Annotated in this window: 25 protein-coding genes; 18 read left to right on the forward strand and 7 right to left on the reverse strand. The window is 73.2% G+C overall.

Annotated features, from left to right (window positions below; genetic code table 11):
• Positions 1-118 precede the first annotated feature (118 nt).
• The 3 genes from OG753_RS37485 to OG753_RS37495 are packed head-to-tail and all read left to right on the forward strand — an operon-like array spanning position 119 to position 3,564.
• Positions 119-1,369: an MFS transporter gene (locus OG753_RS37485; protein ID WP_405791936.1), complete on the forward strand. Its 1,251-nt coding sequence runs from the start codon at positions 119-121 to the stop codon at positions 1,367-1,369.
• 60 nt (positions 1,370-1,429) lie between these two features.
• Positions 1,430-1,864 carry a heme-binding protein gene (locus tag OG753_RS37490; RefSeq protein WP_405791938.1) on the forward strand — a complete coding sequence of 145 codons (435 nt, stop codon included), beginning with the start codon at positions 1,430-1,432 and terminating at the stop codon, positions 1,862-1,864.
• 59 nt (positions 1,865-1,923) lie between these two features.
• Entirely contained in the window at positions 1,924-3,564 is a 1,641-nt protein-coding gene (locus tag OG753_RS37495; RefSeq protein ID WP_405791940.1) for a beta-N-acetylhexosaminidase, read from the forward strand.
• Positions 3,565-3,653: 89 nt separating this feature from the next.
• Here the strand turns inward: OG753_RS37495 and OG753_RS37500 are convergent, their stop codons facing one another.
• Together OG753_RS37500 and OG753_RS37505 are read right to left on the reverse strand one after the other, a co-directional pair.
• A complete protein-coding gene (locus OG753_RS37500) occupies positions 3,654-3,962 on the reverse strand; it encodes a DUF3040 domain-containing protein (protein ID WP_327266225.1) in 309 nt (102 codons plus the stop codon).
• A 114-nt stretch (positions 3,963-4,076) separates the two neighbouring features.
• Positions 4,077-4,913 carry an endonuclease I family protein gene (locus OG753_RS37505; protein ID WP_405791942.1) on the reverse strand — a complete coding sequence of 279 codons (837 nt, stop codon included), beginning with the start codon at positions 4,911-4,913 and terminating at the stop codon, positions 4,077-4,079.
• A gap of 217 nt (positions 4,914-5,130) precedes the next feature.
• Between OG753_RS37505 and OG753_RS37510 the strand changes: the two genes are divergently transcribed.
• A complete protein-coding gene (locus OG753_RS37510; protein WP_327266227.1) occupies positions 5,131-5,697 on the forward strand; it encodes a DJ-1/PfpI family protein in 567 nt (188 codons plus the stop codon).
• Between the two features lie 110 nt (positions 5,698-5,807).
• On the opposite strand, the gene OG753_RS37515 is transcribed toward OG753_RS37510, so the two are convergent.
• Positions 5,808-6,623 carry a glutamate ABC transporter substrate-binding protein gene (locus OG753_RS37515; protein WP_327266228.1) on the reverse strand — a complete coding sequence of 272 codons (816 nt, stop codon included), beginning with the start codon at positions 6,621-6,623 and terminating at the stop codon, positions 5,808-5,810.
• A 467-nt stretch (positions 6,624-7,090) separates the two neighbouring features.
• Here OG753_RS37515 and OG753_RS37520 point away from each other — a divergent pair, with 467 nt between their 5' ends.
• Positions 7,091-7,633 (forward strand): TerD family protein, encoded by a 543-nt coding sequence (locus OG753_RS37520; protein ID WP_405791944.1) that lies wholly within the window; start codon positions 7,091-7,093, stop codon positions 7,631-7,633.
• A gap of 157 nt (positions 7,634-7,790) precedes the next feature.
• Here the strand turns inward: OG753_RS37520 and OG753_RS37525 are convergent, their stop codons facing one another.
• Positions 7,791-8,423, reverse strand: a complete 633-nt coding sequence (locus tag OG753_RS37525) for a TetR/AcrR family transcriptional regulator (RefSeq protein WP_327266230.1) — start codon at positions 8,421-8,423, stop codon at positions 7,791-7,793.
• Positions 8,424-8,578: 155 nt separating this feature from the next.
• On the opposite strand from OG753_RS37525, the gene OG753_RS37530 reads away from it, so the two are divergent.
• From OG753_RS37530 to OG753_RS37565, 8 genes are all read left to right on the forward strand, one after another.
• Complete coding sequence (locus tag OG753_RS37530; RefSeq protein ID WP_405791947.1) at positions 8,579-9,430, forward strand: phosphatase PAP2 family protein; 852 nt, start codon at positions 8,579-8,581, stop codon at positions 9,428-9,430.
• The gene (locus OG753_RS37535; protein WP_327266232.1) at positions 9,427-10,329 is read left to right on the forward strand and encodes a hypothetical protein; all 903 of its coding nucleotides are present in this window, start codon (positions 9,427-9,429) and stop codon (positions 10,327-10,329) included. Before OG753_RS37530 ends, OG753_RS37535 begins: the two co-directional genes overlap by 4 nt.
• A 133-nt stretch (positions 10,330-10,462) precedes the next feature.
• A complete protein-coding gene (locus tag OG753_RS37540; protein ID WP_030390536.1) occupies positions 10,463-10,729 on the forward strand; it encodes a GlsB/YeaQ/YmgE family stress response membrane protein in 267 nt (88 codons plus the stop codon).
• A gap of 32 nt (positions 10,730-10,761) precedes the next feature.
• Positions 10,762-11,910 carry a hypothetical protein gene (locus OG753_RS37545; RefSeq protein ID WP_405791949.1) on the forward strand — a complete coding sequence of 383 codons (1,149 nt, stop codon included), beginning with the start codon at positions 10,762-10,764 and terminating at the stop codon, positions 11,908-11,910.
• 89 nt (positions 11,911-11,999) lie between these two features.
• Positions 12,000-12,479 carry a ribonuclease E activity regulator RraA gene (rraA, locus tag OG753_RS37550; RefSeq protein WP_405791951.1) on the forward strand — a complete coding sequence of 160 codons (480 nt, stop codon included), beginning with the start codon at positions 12,000-12,002 and terminating at the stop codon, positions 12,477-12,479.
• Positions 12,480-12,630: 151 nt separating this feature from the next.
• Entirely contained in the window at positions 12,631-14,259 is a 1,629-nt protein-coding gene (locus OG753_RS37555) for a peptide-N4-asparagine amidase (protein ID WP_405791953.1), read from the forward strand.
• 27 nt (positions 14,260-14,286) lie between these two features.
• Positions 14,287-15,993, forward strand: a complete 1,707-nt coding sequence (locus OG753_RS37560) for a serine/threonine-protein kinase (protein ID WP_405791955.1) — start codon at positions 14,287-14,289, stop codon at positions 15,991-15,993.
• A gap of 81 nt (positions 15,994-16,074) precedes the next feature.
• Positions 16,075-16,980, forward strand: a complete 906-nt coding sequence (locus OG753_RS37565) for a phytoene/squalene synthase family protein (RefSeq protein ID WP_405791957.1) — start codon at positions 16,075-16,077, stop codon at positions 16,978-16,980.
• Between the two features lie 116 nt (positions 16,981-17,096).
• Here OG753_RS37565 and OG753_RS37570 read toward each other — a convergent pair whose 3' ends face one another.
• Together OG753_RS37570 and OG753_RS37575 are read right to left on the reverse strand one after the other, a co-directional pair.
• Entirely contained in the window at positions 17,097-17,795 is a 699-nt protein-coding gene (locus tag OG753_RS37570) for a LysM peptidoglycan-binding domain-containing protein (RefSeq protein WP_327266238.1), read from the reverse strand.
• A gap of 394 nt (positions 17,796-18,189) precedes the next feature.
• Positions 18,190-19,098: a dihydrodipicolinate synthase family protein gene (locus tag OG753_RS37575; protein WP_405791959.1), complete on the reverse strand. Its 909-nt coding sequence runs from the start codon at positions 19,096-19,098 to the stop codon at positions 18,190-18,192.
• Between the two features lie 70 nt (positions 19,099-19,168).
• Between OG753_RS37575 and OG753_RS37580 the strand changes: the two genes are divergently transcribed.
• From OG753_RS37580 to OG753_RS37595, 4 genes are all read left to right on the forward strand, one after another.
• Positions 19,169-20,128 carry a LysR substrate-binding domain-containing protein gene (locus tag OG753_RS37580; protein ID WP_405791961.1) on the forward strand — a complete coding sequence of 320 codons (960 nt, stop codon included), beginning with the start codon at positions 19,169-19,171 and terminating at the stop codon, positions 20,126-20,128.
• A gap of 73 nt (positions 20,129-20,201) precedes the next feature.
• A complete protein-coding gene (locus OG753_RS37585; RefSeq protein WP_327266241.1) occupies positions 20,202-21,287 on the forward strand; it encodes an S-(hydroxymethyl)mycothiol dehydrogenase in 1,086 nt (361 codons plus the stop codon).
• Between the two features lie 137 nt (positions 21,288-21,424).
• Entirely contained in the window at positions 21,425-22,729 is a 1,305-nt protein-coding gene (locus tag OG753_RS37590) for an alpha/beta fold hydrolase (protein WP_405792954.1), read from the forward strand.
• Positions 22,730-22,849: 120 nt separating this feature from the next.
• A complete protein-coding gene (locus OG753_RS37595) occupies positions 22,850-24,634 on the forward strand; it encodes a DNRLRE domain-containing protein (protein ID WP_405791963.1) in 1,785 nt (594 codons plus the stop codon).
• Between the two features lie 33 nt (positions 24,635-24,667).
• On the opposite strand, the gene OG753_RS37600 is transcribed toward OG753_RS37595, so the two are convergent.
• On the reverse strand, positions 24,668-25,486 hold the full coding sequence (locus OG753_RS37600; protein WP_405791965.1) for an MBL fold metallo-hydrolase: 819 nt from the start codon (positions 25,484-25,486) through the stop codon (positions 24,668-24,670).
• A gap of 18 nt (positions 25,487-25,504) precedes the next feature.
• On the opposite strand from OG753_RS37600, the gene OG753_RS37605 reads away from it, so the two are divergent.
• Complete coding sequence (locus OG753_RS37605; protein ID WP_405791967.1) at positions 25,505-26,266, forward strand: PIG-L deacetylase family protein; 762 nt, start codon at positions 25,505-25,507, stop codon at positions 26,264-26,266.
• Positions 26,267-26,276 lie beyond the last annotated feature (10 nt).

Below are 26,276 nucleotides of genomic sequence, written 5' to 3' on the forward strand. Positions count from 1 at the left end.
CTTGCAAATATCCCGCGTCTGCAATTAATGTGGACGCATGCAAGTGGCGAGCGCAACCAATTGCGTCATGTCGGCGCCCGCCCCCGCACCACCTCCTCCCCTGAAGGACACCTCCCCCATGCCTCTCGCACTCCTCGCCCTCGCCGTCGGGGCCTTCGGGATCGGCACCACCGAATTCGTGATCATGGGCCTGCTCCCCGAGGTCGCCGGCACGTACGGGGTCTCGATCCCCACCGCGGGCTTCCTGGTCACCGGCTACGCCCTCGGCGTCGTCCTCGGCGCGCCGCTGATGACCGTGCTCGGCACCAGGATCCCCCGCAAGCGCATGCTGATGCTGCTCATGGGCCTCTTCATCGCGGGCAACGTGCTCTCCGCCCTGGCCCCCGTCTTCGGCTTCATGCTCGCGGGCCGCGTCGTCGCCTCACTCGCCCACGGCGCCTTCTTCGGCATCGGCGCGGTCGTCGCCGCCGAACTCGTCGCCCCCGAGAAGAAGGCCGGCGCGATCGCCATGATGTTCACGGGACTGACGGTCGCCAACGTCGTCGGCGTCCCGCTCGGCACCTTCGTCGGGCAGACCATCGGCTGGCGCGTCACCTTCCTGATCGTCGCCGCGCTCGGCGTGGCCGGTCTGCTCGGCATCGCCCGGCTGGTCCCCGATCTGCCCAGCCCCGAGGGCGGCGTGCGGATCCGCCGCGAGCTCGCCGCCTTCCGCAACGTCCAGGTGCTGCTCGCGATGGCGATGACCGTCCTCGGCTTCGGCGGAGTCTTCGCCGCGATCACCTACATCACCCCGATGATGACCAACGTCGCCGGCTTCGCCGACTCCTCCGTCACCTGGCTCCTCGTCCTCTTCGGCCTGGGCATGGTCGCCGGCAACCTCATCGGCGGCCGGTACGCCGACCGCGCACTGATGCCGATGCTGTACGTGGCCCTGGGCGCCCTCGCCGTCACCCTCGCCGTCTTCACCCTCACCGCACACACCAAGGCCGGCGCCGCCGTCACCGTCGTCCTCATCGGCGCCCTCGGCTTCGCCACCGTGCCGCCGCTCCAGAAGCGCGTCCTCGACCAGGCCGCCGGGGCACCCACCCTGGCCTCGGCCGTCAACATCGGCGCCTTCAACCTCGGCAACGCCCTCGCCGCCTGGCTCGGCGGACTCGTGATCACCGCCGGCCTCGGCTGGACCGCCCCCAACTGGGTCGGCGCGGCCCTGGCCGCCTCCGCCCTGGTGCTCGCCCTCGTCTCCGGCGCACTGGAACGCCGCACGGCGGGACGCCCGGCCCGGGGCGAGCGCGGCGACGGGCCCGAGCGCGGCGCCGTCGTGGCGGCCGGAGCGCCCGGGCCGTCCGAGGCCGTCCCCGCCCGCCACTGATCCATCCACCGGTCCCTCCCGATCGCGCGTAGGCACCCCCCCCGCAAGGAGAAACACCCCGTGTCCACCCCCACCCCCACACGCACCGCCGTCGCCCCCCTGACCACCGAGGACGCCGACCTGCTCGTCGCCACCGCCGCGTCCGCCGCCCAAGCGGCCGGGGTCAGCGTCAGCGTCACCGTCCTCGACGCCGGGGGCCACCTGCTCGCCTTCCGCCGCGACGACCGCGCCGTGCTGATCTCCGGCGAGACCAGCACCCGCAAGGCCTACACGGCGCTCCAGCTGAAAGCGCCCACCGCCGACCTCGTCGAGGCCGTCCTGCCCGGTGGCCCCTTCCACACGCTGCCCACGGCCCTCGACCGCCCGCTGCTGTTCATCGCGGGCGGGTTGCCGGTCCACCGCGAGGGCCGTCTCATCGGCGCCGTCGGCGTCGGCGGCGGCGCCCCCGACCAGGACCACCGCTTCGCCGCCGCCGCGCTGGAAGCCCTTGTCTGAGGCCGCCGGGTCGCGCGCCCGTGTCCCCCGTGCCAGGTTGGTACGGGGGAAACAGGCACATGATGAGCAAACCGAGGCGGAACAAGAGGGTCCACGTCATCGCGACGGCCACGGTCGCCGCGCTGGTCACCCTTGCCCTCCCGGGCTGCACGGCCGCCTCGGACGAGGTGCGCACCCCGGGCGCCAGGGACTCCTCCTCCACCACCGCCGCCCGCACCACGGCGGCCGCCCCGGCCGAGGCCGCCCCCACTCCCACACCCAGCCCGACCCACGCCCTGTCCACGGCCCCGCGCACCATCCCGGCGGTCCGGGAGCACGTGCCCGCGCGCGGCCCCGGCTGGAAGCCCGCCCCCGACGCCCGTGTCGTCGTCGCACCGGACGACACCGCCGCACTGTCGGACGAGGCGAAGCTGCTCGCCGGTGAACTGCGCATCGGGTACGGAGAGTCGGCGGCGCCGCGCGCCGGTGACGTGGAACTGTCCCTGGACGCCGGGGCGGCGGGAGGTCCCGAGTCGTACACCCTCGACGTCAAGGACGGCCGCGTCCGCATCAACGGACCCGACCAGGCCGGGGTCTTCTACGGCACCCGCACCCTCAAGCAGGCGGTGAAGAGCGCCGGATCGGCCCCCGAGGGCACCGTGCGCGACGCCCCCGCCAAACCGCAGCGCGGCCTCAACCTGGACATAGCGCGCAAGCACTTCACCCCCGAGTGGATCAAGGACCGGCTGCGGGAGATGGCCGACCTCAAGCTCAACCAGCTGGGCCTGCACTTCTCCGACGACCAGGCCTTCCGGATCCAGTCCGACACGCACCCCGAGATCGTCTCCACCCCGCACCTCACCAAGGCCCAGGTCCGCGACATCAACGCGCTCGCCGCCCGGCTGCACATCACGGTGGTCCCCGAGATCGACTCGCCCGGCCACCTCGGCGCGGTGCTGCGCGCCCACCCCGACCTCCAGCTCCGCGACACGCAGGGCCGGGCGGTCAAGGGCGCCGTCGACATATCGAACCCGGCGTCCGCCAAGCTCGTGGACGAGCTGCTGCGCGAGTACATTCCGCTCTTCCCGGGACAGGCCTGGCACCTGGGCGCCGACGAGTACCAGGCCCTGGTCTACCGCGACCCGCAGGCCTCCTTCCCCCAGCTCGCCCGCGCCGCCCAGCAGCGGTACGGGCCCTCGGCGCGGGTCCAGGACCTGGCGACGGGCTGGCTGAACGACCGCGCGGACGTCGTCCGGCCGTCGGGGAAGGCGCTCAAGGCGTGGAACGACGGGTTCTTCGCGGGCGGGGTGACGAGCGCCGCCAAGGACATCCAGGTCGAGTACTGGACCGGTAAGGAGACGGGCGCCCGGCCGCCGCTGGAGTACCTGCGCGAGGGCCGCAAGGTCGTCAACCTCAACGACGAGTTCCTGTACTACGTGCTGGGGGAGCCCAACCAGTTCACGTACCCCACCGGGAAGCGGATCTACGAACAGTGGACCCCGCTCGTCCTGCGCGGCACGACCCCCGTCCCGGCCTCGTACGGGCCGCAGATCCTGGGCGCGCGCCTCGCCGTCTGGAGCGACCTCGCCAACGCCCAGACCCAGGCCCAGGTGGCCCAGGGCATCCGGACACCGCTGGCCGCGCTCTCGCAGAAGGTGTGGGACTCCCGCACGCCCCAGCTGCCCTGGGCCGACTTCAAGGCGCTCGCCGACCGGCTCTGAGGGGCCCGGGGGGGAGGGGCGCCGCCGTTCACGGACGGCCCCGGACCGGCGGCCATGACCGCGGACGGATCCTACGGCTCCTACGGCCCCTACAGCTGCCCGGTGCGCCCGCGGCCCTGCCCGCGACGCCGGAGCCATTGAGTGACCAGCGGCAGCGCCAGCAGGGCCGCCGCCGTCCACACGGCGGCGAAGGCCCAGAGCAGGAGCCGGGACACGGTGACCGAGGCCGCCACGAAGAGGGCCACCGCCACCGCACCGAGCAGCCAGGCCGCCACGGTGCGATGACGTCGGTGCGACGTGGACCGCAGGATCCGGTCGAGCGAACGGTCACCCTTGAGTTCGGCCTCGATCGCGGAGAGGGCGCGCTGCTCACGATCGGAGAGTCCGGCTCCGTCCATCACGACGTACCTCCGCCGGCTGCTGCCGTCGGGCGCGGATCGCAGCCTCTGGCCTGGGAATACCCGGCCTGACGCGGCCCAACCCCCGCAGGACGCCGTGACCGGCGGCGGCGGTCACCAGATGGAGTTGACCCACTCCGGGTGGTCGATGAACGGGTTCCGGTTGTGCTGGTACACATCGAATATGACCTGGTTGCGGCGCTGCTCGAAGGCGTCCGGCGGGTCCATCTGGTTCCACTGCTTCAGCAGGCTGATCCGCCCGTGGGCCGGGGCGGAGCCGTTGTTGACCTGGTCGTTCAGCTCCAGGTTCGCGAAGCCGTCGCCGCCGTCGTAGCGGACGGCCATGTAGAGCAGCATCCGTGCCACATCGCCCTTGACGGCGTCGCGCGGCTCGAAGGAGTCTCCGTCGGTCAGGCTGCCCGGCGCCTCGCCGACCGGGCTGCCGCCCTTGTCGAAGTCCTTGTTGCCGCGGGTGCTGTTGACGGTGACGTCCTCGGGGCGCAGGTGGTGCAGGTCGGTGCCCGGGCCGGTGGCTGTGCCGAAGTCGCCGTGGCTCTTGGCCCAGACGTGCTCGCGGTTCCAGTCGTTGGACCCGCCGCCGTTCGTCGCCTTGGACTGGGAGCGGCCGGAGTAGAGCAGGATGACGTTGTTGGCGTTCGCCGGATCCTGGTCCGTCACCTTCAGGGCGTTCCACACGCCGTCGTAGCTCACCTTGGACTGGGTCTTGATGATGTCGTGCAGTGCGCTCTTCAGGGCGGGCCCCGTCTTGCCCTGGGCGCCCGCGTAGTAGTCGGCGTAGTCGGTGTATGCGCTGTACGGGTCGGCCGCGGCGGCCGTCGGGTTCTCGGGGGCCGCTGCCGGCTGCTGGCCGGCGGACGCGGCCGCCGGGACGGCGAACAGGGCGACGGCGGCGAGGCCGGCCGCCCAGGGGGTGACGCGCGAGATCTTCATCTGGTGGGGGGTACCTCTCCAAACGCACCGTCCCCGCCCGGGGAATTGGCGGAGTGTCAGTGGCAGTGCGAGGGTCACATTGTCATGTGCCGAACAGATGAAGACCATGTGTCGGGACTGCGGATCTTCGTGTGTGCCGGCCACCCGCCGCGGGCAGGGTAGCGATGGCCCCCGGCGGGGCCGGACCCACCATGACCAGCCCTATCGGGAGCAGCCCATGGCAGTGAAGATCCTCATCGTGACCGGCGACGCGGCCGAATCGCTGGAAGTGCTGTATCCGTACCAGCGCCTGCGCGAGGAGGGGTACGAGGTCCACATCGCGGCGCCGCAGGTGAAGAAGCTGCGGTTCGTGGTCCACGACTTCGAGGACGGCTTCGACACCTACACCGAGAAGCCCGGCTACACCTGGCCCGCCGATCTGGCCTTCGTCGACGTGGTCACCGAGGACTACGCGGCCCTGGTCGTCCCGGGCGGCCGGGCGCCGGAGTACCTGCGCAACGATCCCGAGGTGCGCCGGATCCTGGCCGCCTTCGCGGAATCGGACAAGCCGATCGCCCAGATCTGCCACGGCCCGCTCATCACCGCGGCGGCCGGGGGGCTGACCGGCCGCCGGGTGACCGCCTACCCGGCACTGGAGCTGGACATGAAGGCGGCCGGCGCCGAGTTCGAGGACTCCGAGACCGTGGTCGACGGCACGCTGGTCTCGGCCAGGGCGTGGCCCGACCACTCGCGCTGGATGAGGGAGTTCCTGACCGTACTGCGGAGCAAGGCTCCGGTGGTCTGAGCGGGATCACGCGGGCGGCCGTGACCCCATGGGCGGGGTCACGGCCGTCACATCGTGGGGCGGGGGCCTATTTCAGGCCAGACGGGCGGGCGTCACCGCCGCGGCGATCGTCAGCCGACGGGGGCCACCGGCGGAGCCGGCTCGTACTTGTAGCCCGGACCGAAGTTCTTCTTCACGGCAGCCTCCCAGGCGCCGTCCGAGACCATCTTCTTCAGCGCGTCGTTGATCTTGCGCTGGAGGTCCTTGTTGCCCTTCTTGACGCCGATGCCGTAGTTCTCGTTGCTCAGGTTCTGGCCGAGCAGCTTGAACTTGCCCTCGTTGCCCTTGCGGGCGGCGTATCCGGCCAGGATGGAGTTGTCCGTGGTCATGGCGTCGACCCGGCTGTCCTGGAGGGCGACGACGCAGTCCGAGTAGCCGCCGAGCTCCAGCAGGCCCGCCTTGGGGGCGAGGTTCTTGCGGAGGTTCTCGGCGGAGGTGGAGCCGCTCACCGAACACAGGCTCTTGGAATTGAGGTCCTCGGGCTTGGTGATCGACGCGTCGTTGGCGCGGGTCAGCAGGTCCTGGTGCGCGACGAAGTACGGGCCGGCGAAGTCGACCTTCTCCTTGCGCTTGTCGTTGATCGAATAGCTCGCCACGACAAACTTGACCTCGTTGTACTGCAGGAGCAGCTCACGGTCATTGCTGTAGACCTGCTTGAATTCGATCTTGTCGGGCTTGTAGCCGAGTTCCTTGGCCACATAAGTGGCGACGTCCACGTCGAAACCGGTGAAGGTGCCGTCGGTCTCCCGCATACCGATACCGGGCTGGTCGAACTTGATCCCGATCGAAAGGGTCCCGGCCCCCTGGTCCTCGTCACCGACGCACCCGGAGGCGGTCAGGGCGATTGCGATCACTGCGGCGACCGCACCGGCCTGGGGAACCTTCATGCTGCACTCTTTCCTGAGGAACGCGGGACGCGTCACCGGGATCGCCGGAGGCGTGTGGAACCGCGCGAATAACGGGGACGTCGGGACGCGTGTACGAGGAAGCTAGGAAGCGGACGGGCACAGCGTCACTACATTTGAGGAAAACTTGAGGATAACGATCCGGTTGTGCTGCAGATCTTGCGGCCGGCCTGGCGCGGGGCGGGTGAAAAGGGCAGGCGCGGGAGCGGGTCCGGTGCAGGTGCATGGGAATCTGCTGCTCTTGGGCGAAGGGGTGTAAATCCCTTTCATCCGCACTCTCCGGTTTCCCGAATGTGAGGCACGCGTACGTCCGCCGCCCGGCGGCCCGCCGGACCGGGTGGGCGCGGTTCGGCCGGCCGAACTGGCCGGGAACGTACGATCGTTCGGCCCGGGCCCGGGGGCTCGTGGGATCATGAACGGGCAATGCCCGTGAGTGAAGGGGGAGTTCGATGACCGGTGTGCGCAAGGGCCTGGCCAAGGTGGAGTTCGCCCTCCGGTGGGATCCCAGCCCGGCCGGAACGCCCGCGAACGACCTCGACATAGTGGCCGCGGTCTACGGCGCCGCGGACCCCCACGGGGCGCCCGTCCAGCTGGTGCACTTCGGCAGCCGGTCGCCCGACGGCACCATCGCCCTGAACCGGGACAGCCATACCGGCCAGGGCTTCGGCTTCGACGAGGTGATGACCATCGAGCTGCACCGGATGGCGTCGCGGTCGAGCCGCGTGGTGGTCGGTGTGGTCATCCAGAACGCCGATGCCGGTGACGGGGGCCGTGCGAAGACCTTCGCCGACATCGCCGGCACCGGGTTCCGGATCCGCGAGGGCCACACGGACCTCGCCCAGGGCGATTTCGCCACCGTGTCCGCCGCCACCGCGGCCACCGTCGCCGAATTCAGCCGCGACACCTCGGGTGCCTGGTCCTTCGAGCCGTGGCTGCACGGAGTCGAGGCCGATCCGGAGGAATTCGCCCGGACCATGGGCGCCCTGCGCTGAGACGGGCCGCCGGACCGGCGGGGGATCCGTACAGATCGGGCGGCGGCCACTCCTGGGGTGAGTGGTCGCCGCCCGATCCGGGTGGCGCGCTGCCGCCGTCCCCACGAGGCAGCGCGGGCAGGTCGCCGTCAGGTCATCAGGACGGCGGCCCGCCGGTTCAGGGGGCCTGACCGGCCGGGGGCCGGGTGGGGCCGGAGGGCGCGAGGCCCAGGGACGGGAGCATCACGGCGTCGACGAACCGGACCAGGTAGTCGGCGTCCGCGTACCGCCCCTCCAGTACCGGCCGGATGCGGAGCACACCCATCAGTTGTGCAGGCAGGAACTCCACGGCCGGATGGTCCGCGGCGATCTCGCCGCGCTCCACGGCCCGTCCGACCATCACGGCGAACGCCGCCAGCTCCGGCTCGACCAGCGCCTCGCGCAGGGCGGCCTGGAGCTCCTCGTCGCTGAGCACGGCGTGCCCGAGGGCCTGCGTCAGCCGGGTGTCCCTGCCCGAGGTGCCGGCGGCGATCCGGGCGGCCTCGCGCAGGTCGCCCGCCAGCGAACCGGTGTCCACGGCGACGAGCGTGCCCCGCCGGCCGGCGCGCAGGGCGGCGGCGACCAGCCGGGGCTTGGTCTTCCACTGCCGGTAGAGCGTCGACTTGCCGCAGCTGGCCCGGGCGGCGACGCCCTCCATGGTCAGGGCCTCGTAGCCGTGCTCGCGCAGCTGCTCCAGGACGGCGTCGAAGAACTCCTGCTCACGCTCCGGTGTGATCTTGGAGCGACGCGCGGGGGTCGGTGTCGACGTCATGGGATGCGGCTCTCCTCGAGGGCGTCTCGGCGGCAGGTTCCACTGAAAGAAGTGTACGGGAACGCGAGCGTATCGGTACACCGGCGTATCGATACGCGAATGTATCGATACACTGGCGTGTCGCTGTGTGCGTCAACAGGAAGAGAGACCGGGGGATGAGCTCCTACCCCACCCCTGCAGGGCCGGCAGCCGGACCGAGAGCCGCGCGCCGCCGCCTCGTACGCGAGCTGCTGCTCGTCGCGGGCTTGTTCACCGTCTACAAAGCCGGCCGGCTCCTCTCGACCGACCGCGCCGACGAGGCCCTGCGCAACGCGGCACGAATATGGGACGCCGAGCGCGCCCTGCACCTGCCCGGCGAAGGCGCGGTCCAGCGGCTGCTGCTGCACGGGGACGCCCTCGTCACCACCGCCAACACCTACTACGCGGGTGTCCACTTCCCCGCGACCGCGCTCTTCCTGATCTGGCTCTACGTCCGCCGCCCCGCCCACTACCTGTGGGCGCGCCGCGTCCTCGCCGGGCTCACCGGCGCCGCCCTCGCCCTGCACCTGGCCTTTCCGCTCGCACCCCCGCGACTGCTCGGCGCCGCGCGGCTCATCGACACGGCGCAGGTCTACGGGCCCAGCGTCTACCGGGCCGCGCCGGCCGAGGACACCCTGGCGAACCAGTTCGCCGCCATGCCCTCACTGCACTTCGGCTGGGCGCTGATGCTCGCGCTCGGCATGATCGCCGCCACCTCCTCGCGCTGGCGCCCGCTGTGGCTGCTGCACCCGCTGCTGACCCTGCTCGTGATAGTCGGCACGGCCAACCACTACTGGCTCGACGCCGTCGTCGCCGCCGCCCTCCTCGGGGCGGCCCTGCTGTTCGTCCCGCGGCCGCGCGCGGGCGACGACCCGGGCAGGGGCTCCGGTCCGGACCCGGAAACGGGCTCGGAGACCGGCTCCGGCACCCCCGTACGAGGCCTGCCGCGCCCGCGGAGCACGGTCGTGGCCGTAGGGGCCGGGCGATGAACGACACCGCCCTCGCCGTCGGCCTCTGCCTGGCGTCGGCCGTGGCCTACGCGGCCGCAGCCGTGGCCCAGGAACGGCTCGCCCGGGCCGCCGTCGCACGCAGCGCCAAGGCCCTGCTGGGCTCCGGCGCCTGGTGGTGGTCGGCCGGGCTGAACGCGGCCGCGGCGCTGCTGCACGCGGCAGCCCTGCGGTACGGCCCGCTCACCCTGGTGCAGCCGCTCGGCGCCCTCACCCTGGTGGCCGCCGTCCCGCTCGGGGCGCGCAGGTCCGGCCGCCGGGTGGCGGCCACCGAATGGCGGGGCACCCTGGCCACCGTCGCCGGGCTCGGCCTGCTCCTGCTCCCGGCCTCCGGGCCGGCCCCCGACGACACCCTCACGCTGGTCGAGGCACTGGCTGTCTCCGGGGCGACGACCGCCGTGATCCTGATGCTGACCGCGGCCAAGGACCCGGGGGCGGGACTGCGCCACGCGACCGCGTCGGGCCTGGCCTCCGCGGCGGCCTCCGCCCTGACCCAGACGGTTGCCGTGGCGGCCGGCCGCGGCGGAGCCCTGCTCAGCTTCCGGGTCGTCTCGGTGGCCCTGCTCGTCGTGGTGTTCGCGGTCGGCGGGATGCTGCTGTCGCAGCGGGCCTACCGCGGCGGACTCGGCGCCCCGCTCGCCGTGGTGAACCTGGCCAATCCGCTGGCCGCGGCCGCCATCGGCATGGTCCTGCTCGGCGAGCGGCTGCAGGGCGGAGTGGCGGGGCTGCTCTTGGCGGGGGCCGGAGCCTTCCTGGCGGCGCGCGGGGTGCTCCTGCTCACCCGGGCGCCCGCCGCCGGTACGGGTGCCGGTGCCGCTGCGGGTGGAGGTGCCGTCGGGAGTGCCGAACTCTCCGTACCGGCTGGGCGCGTGGCGCTCTGAGTCCGTGGCGCCCCACGTCCGCGAGGGCCTGAGCCGATGGGGGGCAGGGCCCGCGGAGAACCGATTCAGCCCAGGTGGCGTCCTCCACGGAGAACGCCCGAACGACTGAACGACCGAAGCGGAGTGACTGGACATGGGGATCGTCAGCTGGATCATCCTGGGACTGCTGGCCGGGGGAATCGCCAAGGTCCTGCTGCCCGGCCGGGATCCCGGTGGCCTGATCGGGACCACCCTCATCGGCGTCGCCGGAGCCTTCATCGGCGGCTGGCTCTCGGCGAAGGTGCTGGACAAGCCGATCCAGACCGAGTTCTTCGACCTGGCGACCTGGGGCTCCGCCATCGCGGGCTCGCTGGTCCTGCTGATCGGCTACCGCATCCTGTTCGGCAACTCCCGGGACTGACCCGCGCACCCGCCGGCCGTAGGGTCAGCCGCATGAGGAGATCCACCCCGCTCGCCCGCGTCCTGGGCGCCGCCGCACTGCTGTGTGCCGCCGTCGCCCTCGGCGCCACCCAGGCCGCCCGGGCCGGAACCGCCACCGGGGCCGCCCGCCCGGACATCCTCATCCCGCTGCTCGCGGCCGGTGTCCTGGCCGCCGGCTGGGTGCTCGCCGTCCGGGTCGCGCCCCTGGTCGAGCCGCTGCCGGCGGCCCCCGCCCGTACCGGGATACCCGCCGTGCTCGCCGCCGTCCGCCGCGACCCCGGCCACCTGGCCGGCGCCCTGCTGTTCGTATGGGCTCCGTACGCGGCCGCCGCGGCCGCCTATGCCGGCAGCGGGTCGGCCGCCGGCAGCCTGATCTGCCTGATCGCCTTCTTCTTCGCCATCGGCACCTCCCCGTACGCACTCCGCGATCTGCTCGGCAGGCAACTCGGATCCGCCGAGCGGCTGCTGCGGGAGGACGCCGCCGCCGGGCGGGTGCACGCCGTGCGCGTCCGGATCGACCGCGCCGTGCGGGAGGACCCGCCCGGCCCCGCCGCCACCGGCATCCGCCCGCCCCGGGCCGATGCCTCACGCCGCCTCGAGCTCATCCCGGGTACGCCGGACGGCGCCCCGCCGCCCGTCGGGTTCCGGCCGATGTCCGGCTCCGGCTTCCGGACCCTCACCGGTGACAAGCACCTGGCCGAGGCCGCCGCCCAACTCGTCGGCCACGAGGCCTGGCTGTGCTGGCCCGCCCGGTGGAAGCTGGCGCTGGCCGCCCCCACCGACCGCAGGTTCCCGCTGCCCGCCGCCCTGGTCACCGACAGCGGACACGTCGTATGGGGCCGCACCTTCGAGGAGGACTGGGACCGCTACCTGCGTTCCGGCGCGGCCCCCGAGCACCCGACCGACCCCGGCCTCACCGCCGTTCCCCTCCCGCGCCCCGCACGCTTCGTCCCCCGGGCGCACGGCCGGGGACTGCTCGCCCTGGCCGCGGCGTTCCTCACCGCCCTGCCCTGCCTCCTGGGCCTCGTCACGCCGCCGGTGGCGCTCTTCCTCGCGGTGAGCGCGGGCCTGCTGGTCCTCGGCGCGGGCCTGTGGATCAGCGGCAGCGCGACCCGGGCGGACCCGCGGCTGTGGACCGTACGGGAACAGACGCGGCCCTGAGACGCCCCGCCGCGCCGGACCACCGGCCGATTACGCTGACCGCACCAGCGCGACGGACGAGTACGAGCAGCGAGGAAACCGGTATCCCGATGAGTGTCACCCCCGTTCCCACAGCCGACCTGTACGACGAGTACGGCGAGTCCCTCGGCATCTGCGCCACCGGCTTCCGCCAGTTCGGCGGCCGCCGGCTGTTCGCCGGCCCCGTACGGACCGTCCGCTGCCACGAGGACAACGCACTGCTGCGCACGCTCCTCCACACGCCGGGCGAGGGCGCGGTGCTCGTCGTGGACGGCGGCGGCTCACCGCGCACCGCCCTGGTCGGCGACCTCATCGCGGGCGCGGCCGAGGCCAACGGCTGGGCCGGCCTGATCATCAACGGCTCGGTCCGCGACAGCGTCGCCCTCGGCGGACTCGACCTCGGCATCAAGGCGCTCGGAACGGTCCCCCGCAAGAGCGGCAAGACCGGCGAGGGCGCGGTCGACGAGCCCGTCACCATCGGCGACATCACCTTCCGCGCCGGGGACACCGTCCACGCGGACGACGACGGCGTGGTCGTCCTGCCCCGCTGACGCCCGGAGCGGACCGAACGTACGGGAGCACACCGGAGCGGACGGGAGCGGCCCGCTGCGGCCCGCGGCGGCCCGCAGCGGATCAGAACCGGCCAGGGCCGGAGCCCGGGCCCTGGCACGGCCGCGGCGGGCCGGGTTTCACTGCGGGCCCATGAGACGACGACACCGCATCACCGGCCTGCTCGGCGCGATCGCGCTGACCGCCGCCACTCTGGCCACCGCGGGACCCGCGTACGCCGGGACCCCGGCGGCGGACCCGCCGCCCGCCGAGTTCGGCACCGACTGGCACGACCCCCTCACCGCGGCCCCGCCCGTCGCCCGCCCCGCGACCCGGTCCTGCCAGGTCACCCTCGCGGAGGCGCAGTTCCGCGACTTCACCCCGTACCGCGGCGGCTACACGCCGCCCGTCGGCTGCGGCACGGCCCGCTGGGCCAAGGTGGTCCTCCGCCTCGACGGCAAGGTCAAGGGCCGCCAGTACGACCGCCTCGGCCATCTCTCCCTCGGCGGGGTGGAGGTCCTGCGCACCTCCACCCCGCAGCCCTCGCCCGACGGCATCACCTGGTCCGTCGAGAAGGACGTCACCCGCTACCGCGACACCCTCGCCCGCCCGCAGCCCGTCGAGATGCTCATCGGCAACGTCGTCGACGACACCTACACCGGTGTCATCGACGTCAAGGTGACCCTGACCTTCTACGCCGCCGACGCCCGCACCCCGGCCCCCGACACCCCCGACCGCGTCCTGCCCCTCACCTCCCCGACGGTCACCACCCCGCGCAACACCGAGCGGCTCCTCGCCGAGGTGTACGCCACCGGCTCGGGCGGCGGCTGCGAGGAGTACTGGTACATGACCACCCCGGAGGCGGCCCCGTACTCCTGCAAGGCCGCCGACGGCCCGCACCGCGAGGTCCGCGTCCTCGTCGACGGACAGCTCGCCGGCATCGCCGCGCCCTTCCCGACCGTCTGGACCGGCGGCTGGTCCAACCCGTTCCTCTGGTACGTCACCCCCGGCCCGCGCGCCTTCGACGTCCAGCCCGTCCGCTACGACCTCACCCCCTACGCGGCCCTCCTCAACGACGGCCGGCCGCACCGGATCGAGGTGTCCGTAGCCGGGGTGCCGGCCGGACAGAGCGGCTGGAGCACTCCCACCAACCTGCTGCTCTGGCAGGACGAGACGCGCAAGGTCGTCACCGGCGCCCTGACCCGGCACGAGGAGAGCGAGCCGGCCGGCCACTCCCGGTGGACCCCCGCGGCGCCCGGCGCCCGGCACCGCCTGGACACCGAGGGCGGACACGGACTGACCGTCGCCGGGTACCTGAACACCTCCCACGGCCGGGTGGCCACCACCGTCTCCCGCACCGTGCGCGGCACCTCGGTCCACCACTGGACCGACGGCGAGAACCAGGACGCGCTCAACGCCACCTGGACCGACGAAGAGAGCGTGACGCACGGGCCGGCCACCACCCGCACCGCCCGCACCTACACGATGGACGGCGAGACCACCCTCGGCGCCGGCGACCGGCTGCGCACCGTCCTGTCGCTCGGCGACCGCGCGGACACCATCACCCTGCGCGGCGGCAGGGCCGTCGACAGCTCGCGGCTCGACGACCGGTACACCGGCGATGCCACCTACACCGCGAACGTCCCGCGCGACCAGCGGCACGCGGTCGCCACGACCTCCGCCCGCTACCGGCTGTACGGGTCGGCAGCACCGGGCGGCTGTTACGACCGCACCGTGGAGACCGCCCAGGGCACGCTCACGGTGGACCGCCGACACTGCTGAGCCGGCCGCCCCCTACGATATGCGGCCATGGACACGAGTGAGGCCGGCAGACAGCTGATCGACGGCCGTTTCGAGCTGGTCGCACCCCTGGGAAGCGGCGGCATGGGTACGGTGTGGCGCGCCCGCGACATCGCCCTGCACCGCGAGGTCGCACTGAAGGAGGTGCGCCCGCCGGACCCGGCCACGGCCGCCGCGCAGCCCGGTCTCGCCGACCAGCTGCGCGAACGGGCCGTCCGCGAGGCCCGTGCCCTCGCCCGCCTCGCCCACCCCCACGTGGTGACCATCCACCACATCGTGGAACCGCCGGACGGCGCCGACGGCCACCCGTGGATCGTCATGGAGCTGGTCCAGGGCGGCTCCCTGCACGACCGGCTGGCGTCCGGGCCGATGCCGCCCGCCGACGTGCTGCGGCTCGGCCTCGACGTGCTCTCCGCGCTGCGCGCCGCTCACGACGAAGGCGTGCTCCACCGCGACGTGAAGCCGGCCAATGTGCTGCTGCGCCCCAACGGGTCGGCCGTGCTCACCGACTTCGGCATCGCGGCCCTGCACGGTTCGACCGGGCTCACCTCGACCGGGGTGCTGATCGGCTCGCCCGAGTACATCGCGCCCGAACGCGTCCGCGGCGAGGAGGGGCTGGCCGCCTCCGACCTGTGGTCGCTCGGCATGCTGCTCTACGTGGCCGCCGAGGGCGTGCACCCGCTGCGCCGGGCCACCAGCCTGGCCACGGTCGTCGCCGTGCTCGACGAGCCGATCCCGGCGCCCGTGCGCTCCGGGCCGCTGGCGCCCGTACTGGAACGGCTGCTCGTACGGGACCCGGCGGCGCGGCCCGACGGGGCGCAACTGGAACAACTGCTCCGGGACGCGAGCGCTGCTCTCGGTTCCGGCTACGGGGCGGGCGTCCCGCCGGTCGCGGCCGCACCCGTATCGGCCGCACCGGTCGCACCGGTCGCCGCGCCGGCGGTCCCGGGCCAGTTCGGCCCGTACGGCGGCCCCTACGGCTCACCCACCCCGCCGCCGTTCGGCCCGGGAGCTTCCCCCTACGCGGCCACCACCACGCCCGTCCCGCTCAGGCCCCCGGCCCCGCGCCGGCGCCCGGCCCTGATCGGGGCCGCGCTCACGGCGGTCCTGGCGGTCGCGGTCGTCGGGATCATCCAGTGGCTTCCCGACGGGAACTCGGGCGACGACGACGCGAAGGACGCCCGCGCCACCCGGCCCGCCGTCGCCACCCAGGCCGTACCCCCGGCCTCGACCCCCGCGCCGAAGGCGAGTGCCTCCAAGGCCGGCACGGCCCGGGGCAGCATGCTCACCCCGCAGAACATCCGTACCGCCCTCGAGGCGCTCAAGGTGAAGACGGGCACCACGACCTTCGTGGACCTCAAGGTCTACGACGGCTACGTCCTCGCCTCGATCCCCACCGCCGCCGGTGCCGAGACCGTCGACGCCTGGCAGTACCGCGACGGCGAGGCCAGGCGCACGGGCCCGGACGGCACGGTCGAGGAGGGCGAGCCCCTCATCGACATGGCGACCGTCAACTGGGACGCGCTGCCCGGCCTGCTGGAGCAGTCCAAGAAGGAACTGGGCGTCGAGAAGCCGACCTCGACCTACGTGATCGTCGAGCCCTGGATGATGGACCAGGTGCCCTGCATGCGTCCCTACCTCAGCGACGAGTACGGCCGCGGCGGCTATGTGCTCGCCGGCATCGACGGCAAGGTCAAGAAGGTCGTCTCCTCCTGACATCGTGTACCCGTACGCACGTGCACGCGCACGCATGCACGTGCGTCCGTACGGTCCGACACGTCAGGGAGCACGACCACCATGCCCAGTTGGCGCACCACCCTCACGGCGGCCGGGATATCCGGCCGCCCGCTGCGGGACGACTACACGCACGCCGCCCGCCGGGTACTGCGCCGCGAGCCCGCCCCCTACCTGGCGCTGCGGCTGCTCGCCGCGCCACCGCTGGTGCCCTTCCTCGCCGCCGGTCTCGCCTTCATGAACCTGGTCGACGACGTCGCCGAGACCGGAACCCCGCAGCAACGCGCAGCAGGTCTCGCGGCGTTGTCCGAGCGGGTCGACGCGGCACTGAAGTCCGGGGACAGCCCCGACCCCCTCCTGCGGGCCTACGCGCACGCGGTGGACTCCCGCGGTCTTCCGGCGCACTGGGTCACCCGCTTCCTCACGGGCGCCGCCACCGCGGAGGCCGGCTTCGACGGCTTCGCCGCGGAGGAGGACTTCCAGACCTACCTGGACGACTACGCGTGGCCCGGTGTGATCGTCTTCACCGGACTCCAGTACCGGGGCGGCCCCGACCCCGAACAGGCCGCGGGCTGGCGGCGGTTCGTCGACGCCGCCCAGCGCGTGGACTTTCTCGCCGACCTCTGCGGGGACCTCGCGGAGGGCCGGCTCTGCATCCCGCGCGCCCGCCTCGCGGAGCACTCGGTGACCCGCGCCGACCTGGAACGGGCCCGTGACACCCCGGCCGTACGGGAGCTCCTCGCCGCCGAGTGCCTGCGTGCCCGTACGGCACTGGAAGCCGCGGGCGGCATCCTCGACCTCGCCAAACCAGGGCTGCGGCGCGTGATCGCGACCATGACGGAGCTGATGGCGCACCAGCTGACCGCGGTGGAGCGCGCGGGGATCACCGCCCTGCGCCGGGACACCGGCTACGGCCCGGCGGCGCCCGTGCGGATCCTCGCTCGCGCCGCCCGCCGCCGCCCCGCCTGACCGGTTCGGCCGGTCAGGTCCTCGGTCCGGGTTTCCAGGTGTCGCAGTCCGGGTGGAGGAACGGCAGCCGCGGAGCCCGGGCCGGCACCGAGCGGGGGAACGACGGGAACGCCTTCCTAGTAGGGTCCGTTCACGTTGTCGATCGAACCGTAGCGCTTGGCCGCGTAGTTGCAGGCGGCGGTGATGTTGGCGACCGGGTCGTAGGAGTCCAGCGAGGTTCCGGGCACGTGGTAGGCGCGGAAGGTCGGGTCGATGACCTGGAGCAGACCCTTGGACGGGATCCCGTTCCGGGCGTTGATGTCCCAGTTGTTGATCGCCAGCGGATTGCCCGAGGACTCGCGCATCACATTGCGGTGAATTCCGTTGTAGGAGCCGGGAATTCCGTGCTTCGCCATCACGTCGAGGGACTCACGGATCCACCCGTCGAGATTGTTCGCGTAGGCCGTGGCGGGCTTGGCCGCGGGCTTGAGGGCGGTCCGGGCGGCGGACCTGCTCGCACGCTCGGTCTCCGCCTGGACGCCGAGCTTCAGTTTGATGCCGGGCCGGATGATCGACGGATCATTACCGACGACGGTCCGGTTCGCCGCGTAGAGCTGCTTCCAGCCGCCGCTCAGGGAATGCTTTGCCGCGATCTCCGAAAGGGTGTCGCCCGCGACCACGGAATACGTCGTGGGGGCGGCGGCCGTCTCCACCGCCCCGGCGGTGGTGGCGCTGATCAGCGGGAGAGTGAGGGCCGCGCCACCGGTGCCGGCGAGCGCCAGCTTGCGGGTGATCCGGTAGTGCTTCGGCCGACGGTGCTTACCCTTTGCAGGCATGGCGGAATTCCTCACGTGGGGGGACGGGAGATCCCGGGCGGCGGCCGTATTCGGCAGCTGACCACCAGGAACGAGGTGACCGTAGGCGAGCGCGCCACGCGGGAACAAGACCCGAATTCCACCGATAGATCGACATCTCGCTATCGGTCGGGTAAATGACCTTGAAGGGGTATGAGGGCAATAGCCGATTCCCTTTCCGGGGAAAGGGAATCGGCTGTTCTGCGGAAATGATGTTGAGGTGTCCGGTGTGGCTCACATCACGGGTCGTGGGACGCGTGACCAATACGGGCAAGTAAGCCCTCGGGGTGCCTCATTGGGGCGACTTGCCCGTAGGAGGCGAATCACCCATTCAGGACTCTTTCCGGCGTATTGCCGGCCGGTGCGCGTCCCGGCGTCACGCCAGGGCGTCCAGGGCGGCCGTCACCGCCTTCACCGACCCCTCCGAGGCCGGCAGCAGGGGCAGCCGGACGTCCGGGGTCGGGATCCGCCCCTGAGCGTGCAGGACGCCCTTGAGCACCGTCGGATTCGGCTCGGCGAAGGCCGCCGCAGACATCCGGGCCAGGGCGTGCCCCAGAGGCCGCGCCCGCTCCGCGTCGCCCGCGCGCCAGGCCGCGGCGAGCTCCGCGAAGCGGCCGGTCGCCAGATGGGCCGAGGCCAGGATCCCGCCCGCGGCGCCGAGGGCCAGCAGCGGGGACAGGTAGACGTCGTCGCCGGCCAGCACCTCGAACCCGGCCGGCAGATCACCGAGCAGTGCCACCGTGTCCTCGCCGATGCCGCCGCCCGCGTACTTCATCCCGGCCACCCCCGGCAGCGATCCGAGCGCCCGCAGTGCGGCCGCGTCCAGCGGCTGCCCGGTGCGGTAAGGGATGTGATAAATGATCAACGGTACGGGGCTCACCGCGGCCAGCCGCGCGAAGTGCGCCAGCACCCCCGCGGCCGCCGGCCGCACGAACGGCGGCACCGTCACCAGCGCCGCCCGCACCTGCGGCCACCGGGTCAGCCCGGCCAGCGAGGCCTCGGCGGCCCGGGTCCCGCCCGAGCCCGCGCCGACGGTCAGCGGCGCGCCCCGCTCCCCGCAGACCCGGGCGCACACCTCGGTGACGAGGTCGCGCTCGGCCTCGTCGAGACCGGCCGCCTCCGCGGTGGTCCCGAGCGCGACGATCCCGGTGGCGCCCGCGTCGAGCATCTCGTGGGCGAGCGCCTCCAGCGCCTCGGCCGCGACCTCCCCGGTGCTGGTGAAGGGGGTGACGAGCGGTACGTGGATCCCGTGCAACGGGAGAACTTCTGCGATGTCCTGTGCCATGCGAAAAGCCTCACCCGCGCAAAGGATCAAATCCAGTTCGCGTTTCTTACCTGAACCGTAAGCTGAGCCGATGCTCGATGTACGACGCCTACGCCTCCTGCGTGAGCTCGCCCGCCGCGGAACCATCGCCGCCGTCGCCGAGGCCCTCGCCTTCAGTCCTTCGGCCGTCTCCCAGCAGCTCGGCGTCCTCGAACGGGAGGCCGGCCTGCCCCTGCTGGAGCGCACCGGCCGCCGGGTCCGGCTCACCCCGGCCGGCCAGAACCTGGTCCGGCACGCCGAGGCCGTCCTCGAGCGGCTGGAGCAGGCCGACGCCGACCTCGCCGAGGCACGCGGCGGCCTCGCCGGAGCCCTGCGGATCGGCGCCTTCCCCACCGCCACCCGGGCCATCGTCCCGGCCGCGCTGACCACCCTCGCCCGGCGCCACCCGGGCCTGGAGCCGATGGTCTCGGAGACCGACCCGGCCGCCGTGGCGCACGCCCTGCGGGCCGGGGACCTGGACGTGGCCCTGGTGCACGCGTACGACTTCGTACCGGCCGAGCCCGAGCCGGGACTGGCCACCGAACCGCTCTACGGCGAGATGATGTACCTGGCCGCTCCCGCCGACGGCGCACCGGGCGACCAGGGCGACCCCGGCCGCTCCGGCGCGCCCGGGGAACCCGACCAGGGGAGCGTCCTGCGTGCGCACGCCCGGGACCCCTGGATCACCGCCACCCCCGGCACCCTCTGCCACACGATGACCGTACGGGCCTGCCAGGCAGCCGGCTTCAGCCCGCGGGTCCGTCACCAGGTCGACGAGTTCGCCACCGTGCTCGCCCTCGTCGCGGCGGGCCAGGGCGTCGCCGTCGTACCCCAGCTCGGGGTCACGGGCCCGGCCGATCCGGCCGTACGCCTCACCCGCCTGCTGATGCAGCGCCGGACCAACCTCGCCTTCCGCAGCGGATCCGGCACCCACCCGGCCGTCGCGGCCTTCGGCGCCGCGCTCCGGGCCGCAGTACCGCCGGATCTGGCCGGGTCGCGCGCCGAAACGTGACACAACTCCCGTACCGGGTGCCGTCCGTGTACGTTCGTTGATCCAGACCGATTCGATCAGAGCGGGGTACGACGTGACGCATCGCGTACGAGGGGTCATCGCCCGGAGCAAGGGCGCACCGGTGGAGACGACGACGATCCTCGTGCCCGACCCGGGACCCGGCGAGGCGCTCGTGCGGGTGCAGGCCTGCGGGGTCTGCCACACCGACCTGCACTACCGCGAGGGCGGCATCAACGACGAATTCCCCTTCCTGCTCGGCCACGAGGCCGCCGGAGTGGTCGAATCGGTCGGCCCGGACGTCACCTCCGTGGCGCCCGGCGACTTCGTCGTCCTCAACTGGCGTGCGGTGTGCGGCACCTGTCGCGCCTGCAGGCGCGGACGCCCCTGGTACTGCTTCGCCACGCACAACGCCACCCAGCCCATGACCCTGGAGGACGGCACCCCGCTCTCCCCGGCCCTGGGCATCGGTGCCTTCGCCGAGAAGACCCTGGTCGCGGCCGGCCAGTGCACCAAGGTGGACCCGGCGGCCGCCCCGGCCGCCGCCGGACTCCTCGGCTGCGGGGTGATGGCGGGCCTCGGCGCGGCCCTGAACACCGGCAACGTCGGGCGGGGCGACTCCGTCGCCGTCATCGGCTGCGGGGGAGTGGGCAACGCGGCCGTGGCCGGAGCGCGCCTCGCGGGCGCCTCGCGGATCATCGCGGTGGACCTGGACGACCGGAAGCTGGAGTGGGCCCGGGGCCTGGGCGCCACGCACACCGTCAACGGGCGCACGGACGACGTGGTCAAGGCCATCCAGGGCCTGACCGGCGGCAACGGAGCCGACGTGGTCATCGACGCCGTGGGCCGCCCCGAGACCTACCGCCAGGCCTTCTACGCACGCGACCTCGCCGGGACGGTGGTCCTGGTGGGCGTGCCGACCCCGGAGATGAAGCTCGAACTCCCGCTCATCGACGTCTTCGGCCGCGGCGGGTCCCTGAAGTCCTCCTGGTACGGGGACTGCCTGCCCGAGCGCGACTTCCCGCTGCTCATCGACCTCTACCTGCAGGGCCGCCTCGACCTGGACGCCTTCGTCTCCGAGACCATCGCGCTCGACGGCGTCGAGGACGCCTTCGCCCGGATGGAACGCGGCGAGGTCCTCCGCTCGGTCGTCGAGTTCTGACAGCCCGTCCGGCCCGTCCGGCCCGTCCGGCCGGACCCGGCCCCACCTAGAATCGGGCCACCACCCCGCGCCCCCGCCGCCACCCGGCCGGGGCGCGGTCCTACTTCACCTCGTACCCCTGGGGGCCGTCCGTGACCATCGCACACAGCTACCGCCAGCCCGGCACGGTCCTCACCGACCACCGGTTCTCCGTCCCGCTGGACCACGAGAACCCGGACGGGGAGCGGATCGAGCTGTACGCCCGCGAGGTCGTGGCCGCCGGCAAGGACCCCGAGGCGCTGCCGTGGCTGCTCTACCTGGAGGGCGGTCCGGGCTTCGGCGCCCGCCGTTTCATCGGCCGCCAGGCCTGGCTGGAGCGGGCCCTCACGGAGTACCGGGTGCTGCTGCTCGACCAGCGCGGAACCGGTCGGTCCACCCCGGTGAACCGGCAGACCCTGCCCCTGCGCGGCACCCCCGACCGGCAGGCCGAGTACCTCGCCCACTTCCGTGCCGACTCCATCGTGCGCGACGCCGAGGCCATCCGCCCCGGCCTGACCGGGGGTGCGCCCTGGACCGTGCTCGGCCAGAGCTTCGGCGGCTTCTGCACGACCCGCTACCTCTCCACCGCGCCCGAGGGCCTCACAGCCGCCCTGATCACCGGCGGTCTGCCGTCCCTGACCGCCACCGCCGACGAGGTGTACGAGGCCGCGTACCCCCGCATCGAGCGCAAGAACCTGGCCCACTACGCCCGGTACCCCATGGACGTCGAGCGCGCCCGCCGGATCGCCGCCCACCTGGCGGACCGCCCGGCCGAACTGCCCGGCGGCCACCGCCTCACCGTCGAGGGCTTCCAGTCCCTCGGCATCCTGCTCGGCACCGGCGACGGCAGCCACCAGCTGCACCACCTCCTCGAGGACGCCTTCGTACCGACTTCCGCGGGCCCCGCCCTCTCCGACGCCTTCCTGGAGAGCGTCCGCGGGCTGCTCTCCTTTGCCGGGCACCCCCTGTACGCGCTGGTCCACGAGGCGATCTACGCCCAGGACCCCGCCACGCCCACCGCCTGGGCCGCCGAACGCGTGCGCGCGGGCCACCCCGGCTTCGACGCGGACAAGGCCCTCGCCGGCGACGGGCCGCTGCTCTTCACGGGCGAGACCATCCACCCCTGGCACTTCACCACCGACCCGTCCCTCGCCCCGCTGCGCGAGACCGCGGAGATCCTGGCCGCCCGCACCGGCTGGCAGCCGCTCTACGACCCGGCGCGCCTGGCCGCCAACGAGGTGCCGGTGGCCGCCGCCGTCTACCACGACGACATGTACGTGGACACCGCGCACTCTCTGGAGACGGCCCGCTCCGTCCGGGGCCTGCGGACCTGGGTGACGGACGAGTTCGAGCACGACGGCGTCCGCGCCGGCGGCCCCCGCGTCCTGGACCGGCTGCTGTCCCTCGCCCGCGACGAGGTGTGACTGCTGTCCGTGCAGGTCAGAGGGGTGATCGGGGCCTCGAATAATCGTTCCCGCAGAAGTTGATCACATGGTTAGGGTGGGCCCTCTTACCCGAGGAACCGACCGATGTGTGGAGCGTGCATGCTCAGAACGATGTCGAGCGCCGTCTCGCTGGCCCTGGCCGGCGCCCTGGCCGTGACCGGTGCGGCGGTGGGAACGGCAACGGCCGCCGCCGCACCGGCCGTCAGCGCCGCGGGGGCGGGGGAGACCCCCGTCGGCGCACAGGCCTGGACGCGCGTGTCCAAGAAGTACCCGAACCGCTCCTCCTGGAACACCGCCGACGACCTGCGCGTCGGCAACGAGGGTGCTGCGGAGGGGCTGTCGCGCGCGTACCTACGGCTGGACACCACCGCCCTGGCGGGCGCCACGGTCTCCAGGGCCACCTTCCGGATCACCAACACGGGAGCCGCGTCCTGCACGGGCCGTCCGGTGGAGCTGTGGAGCGTCGGCGCCGTCTCGGCGAAGACGACGTGGAAGAACCAGCCCGTCAAGGGGGTCCGGCTGGCGACGGTGACGGACGCCAGGGGCCGCGAGGGCTGCGCGGCGGGCGACCTCGAGTTCGACGCCACCGCGGTGGTGAAGGAGGCGGCGGCCGCCTCCCGGACCTCCGTCACCGTCGGCCTGTTCGCCGCGGACGAGTCCGACACCTCGGCCTGGAAGCGCTTCGCCCCGGCGACGGCGAAGCTGGAGACCACCATCGGCAGCCCCGTGCCGCCGGTGATCAGCTCCCCCGAGTTCCCCGACGCCTCGAACGGAGCCCCCGCCAACACCGGGAAGGCCCGTACGCCGGGCACGTTCACGTTCGGCACCGGCGGCGCCGCGAATCTGGACAGGATCGTGTACTGGTCGGACTTCGACGGGCGGGAGCGCACCGTGGCACCGGGCGCCAACGCCGTGATCACGCCCACCGCCTCCGGTCCCCACATGATCTACGCGTACAGCGTGGACAAGGCCGGGCGGCGTTCCGACCAGGCCGTGTACCGCATCTGGGTCCTCGCCAGTGAGGGCCCGGACGCCCCGGGCGACCTGAACGGCGACGGCCTGCGCGACCTGTGGACCCTCGACCCGGACGCGAAGCTCCGCTTCTCGGCGGGGCGGGCCGACGGCACCTTCGCCGCGCCCGTCGCCGGCGGGGCGTCCTTCGCCCCGGGAGCCCGGATCGCCGCCACCGGGGACTGGAACGACGACGGCTACAACGACCTGCTGGTACTCGAGCGCCCCACCGGACTCGGCAGGAACCTGCTCCGGATCCACAGAGGCGACGGCCTCGGCGGCATCCGGCCGGGCAGCGGCACCGTCCTGACCGTTTCCTGCCCGGTCGCCGATCCGGACAGCGGCTGCGCCGGCGAGGACCCGGCCTGGACCGGCGACGACCACTGGTTCAACGCCGAAGCCGTCGTGCACGCGGGAGACCTCAACGCGGACGGCCAGCCCGACCTGCTGGTGAAGCAGGGTGCGAAGCTCTGGGCGTACACCGCCAGCCTCTTCGCGAGCCTGGACGCATTCGGCGGCCCGGTGCTCGTCGGCGACGGCGGCTGGGACGCCGTCTCGGTCCTCGCCCCGGGTGACGCCGACGGTGACGGCGCCGGCGACCTGTGGGTGCGCGACGACGCCTCCGGCGACCTGTTCGCCGTGAAGGGCGCCAAGGACGCCTCCGGGCAGCTCGACCCCAGGAGCTGGGGCACGGCGCAGCGCGTGAGGATCGGCTCGGGCTTCGGCCGGACGGCCTACCCGACGCTCGCCTCGGCGGCCGACTTCGACCGTGACGGACGGGCCGACCTGTCGGCCGTCGGCGCGGACGGCAAGGCCGTCTGGTTCCGCGCGACCGCCGCCGGGATCGAATCGACCCCCCGTCCGATCGGCTGATCCCGCCTCAACCGGCCGGGCCGGCGTCCCCGTTCAGGGGCGCCGGCCCGGCGTCGCTTCCGCGGGCGGCTCCACGAACGCGTGGGTCAGGTGCGCGGTCGCCAGCAGGGCGCCGCGCTCCCTCGCCCGCGCCAGCAGCCCCTCGCGCGAGGCCCGGGCGGTCTCCCGGTCGCGCTCGTGGGAGTACGGCACCGCCGGGTCGCCCAGCTGCACCGCGTGCACCAGTACGTCCCCGGTGACCACCACATCGCGGGCCCCGGCGCCCTGGTCCACCAGTACCGACTGGTGTCCCGGGGTGTGCCCGGGCGTCGGGAGCAGGGTGATGCCGGGAGCCAGCCGGTGAGTGCCGTCCACCTCGTGCAGCTGCCCGCTCGCGCGCAGCGGCGCCACCGTCCAGTCCCACACCGGGTCCGCCCGGTCCAGCGCGGACACCTCCGCGCGCTGCACGACGTACCGGGCGGCCGGGAAGAACGGCTCCCCGTCGTCCCCCGACGACCAGCCCGCGTGGTCCTCGTGAAGGTGTGTCAGCACCACCGCCTCCACATCGGCCGGTGCGATACCGGCCGCCGCGAGCGCGTCCGGCAGCCGGCCCGGCACCGGGGCCCAGGCGGCGGCCGGGGACCGGGACGGCCCGACCCCCGCGTCCACCAGCACCCAGCGACCGCCGGGCCGGGCGATCGCGAAACACCGGAAGTCCAGCACCCATGCCCCGTCCGGCCCCCTCGCGCCCGGATCCAGCTGCGCCGCCCGTGCCCAGGCGGCCGCGTCCGCGCCCGGGAAGGCGGTGCGGGCCGGCTCGAAGAAGATCCCCGTGGCGTCGAGCAGCGCCACCACCTGCCCGTGTCGATCCATTCGCCTATTGTGCGAGACATGACCGAACAACCTGATCAGCAGACCGCCTTGCAGCACATGCCCACCGACTGGACGCGCGCGCTCGCGGTGGTCGCCCACCCCGACGACCTGGAGTACGGCTGCGCCGCGGCCATCGCGGACTGGACGGACGGGGGCCGGGAGGTGGTCTACCTGCTCGCCACGCGCGGTGAGGCGGGCATCGACAACCTCGCCCCCGCCGAATGCGGTCCGCTGCGCGAGGCTGAGCAGCGGGCGAGCGCCGCGGTCGTCGGCGTGTCCGAGGTGGAGTTCCTGGACTACCGCGACGGCATCGTCGAGTACGGCCTCGACCTGCGCCGTGACATCGCCGCGGCCATCAGGCGGCACCGGCCCGAGCTGATCCTCACGCTCAACCACCGTGACACCTGGGGCGGCGCGCAGGGCGGCGGCTACTGGAACACCCCCGACCACAAGGCCGTCGGGCGGGCGACGCTGGACGCCGCCGGGGACGCCGGGAACAGGTGGATCTTCCCCGAGCTCATCGAGCAGGGTCTCGAGCCGTGGAACGGTGTGCGCTGGGTCGCGGTGGCGGGATCGAACACGCCCACGCACGCGAGCGACGCCGGCCCGGGGCTGGAGCGTTCGATCAAGTCCCTGATGGAGCACAAGGCGTACATCGAGGTGCTCACCGACCAGGACCCGGAGGAGTACGTCCGCACCTTCCTCACCGGGAACGTCCAGCAGGCGGCGGCCCGGTTCGGCGGGCGCCCGGCCGTGCCGTTCGAGGTCTTCCCCCGCTGACCGCCCGCCC

The organism is Streptomyces sp. NBC_00029 (assembly GCF_045160505.1).
Lineage (GTDB): Bacteria > Actinomycetota > Actinomycetes > Streptomycetales > Streptomycetaceae > Streptomyces.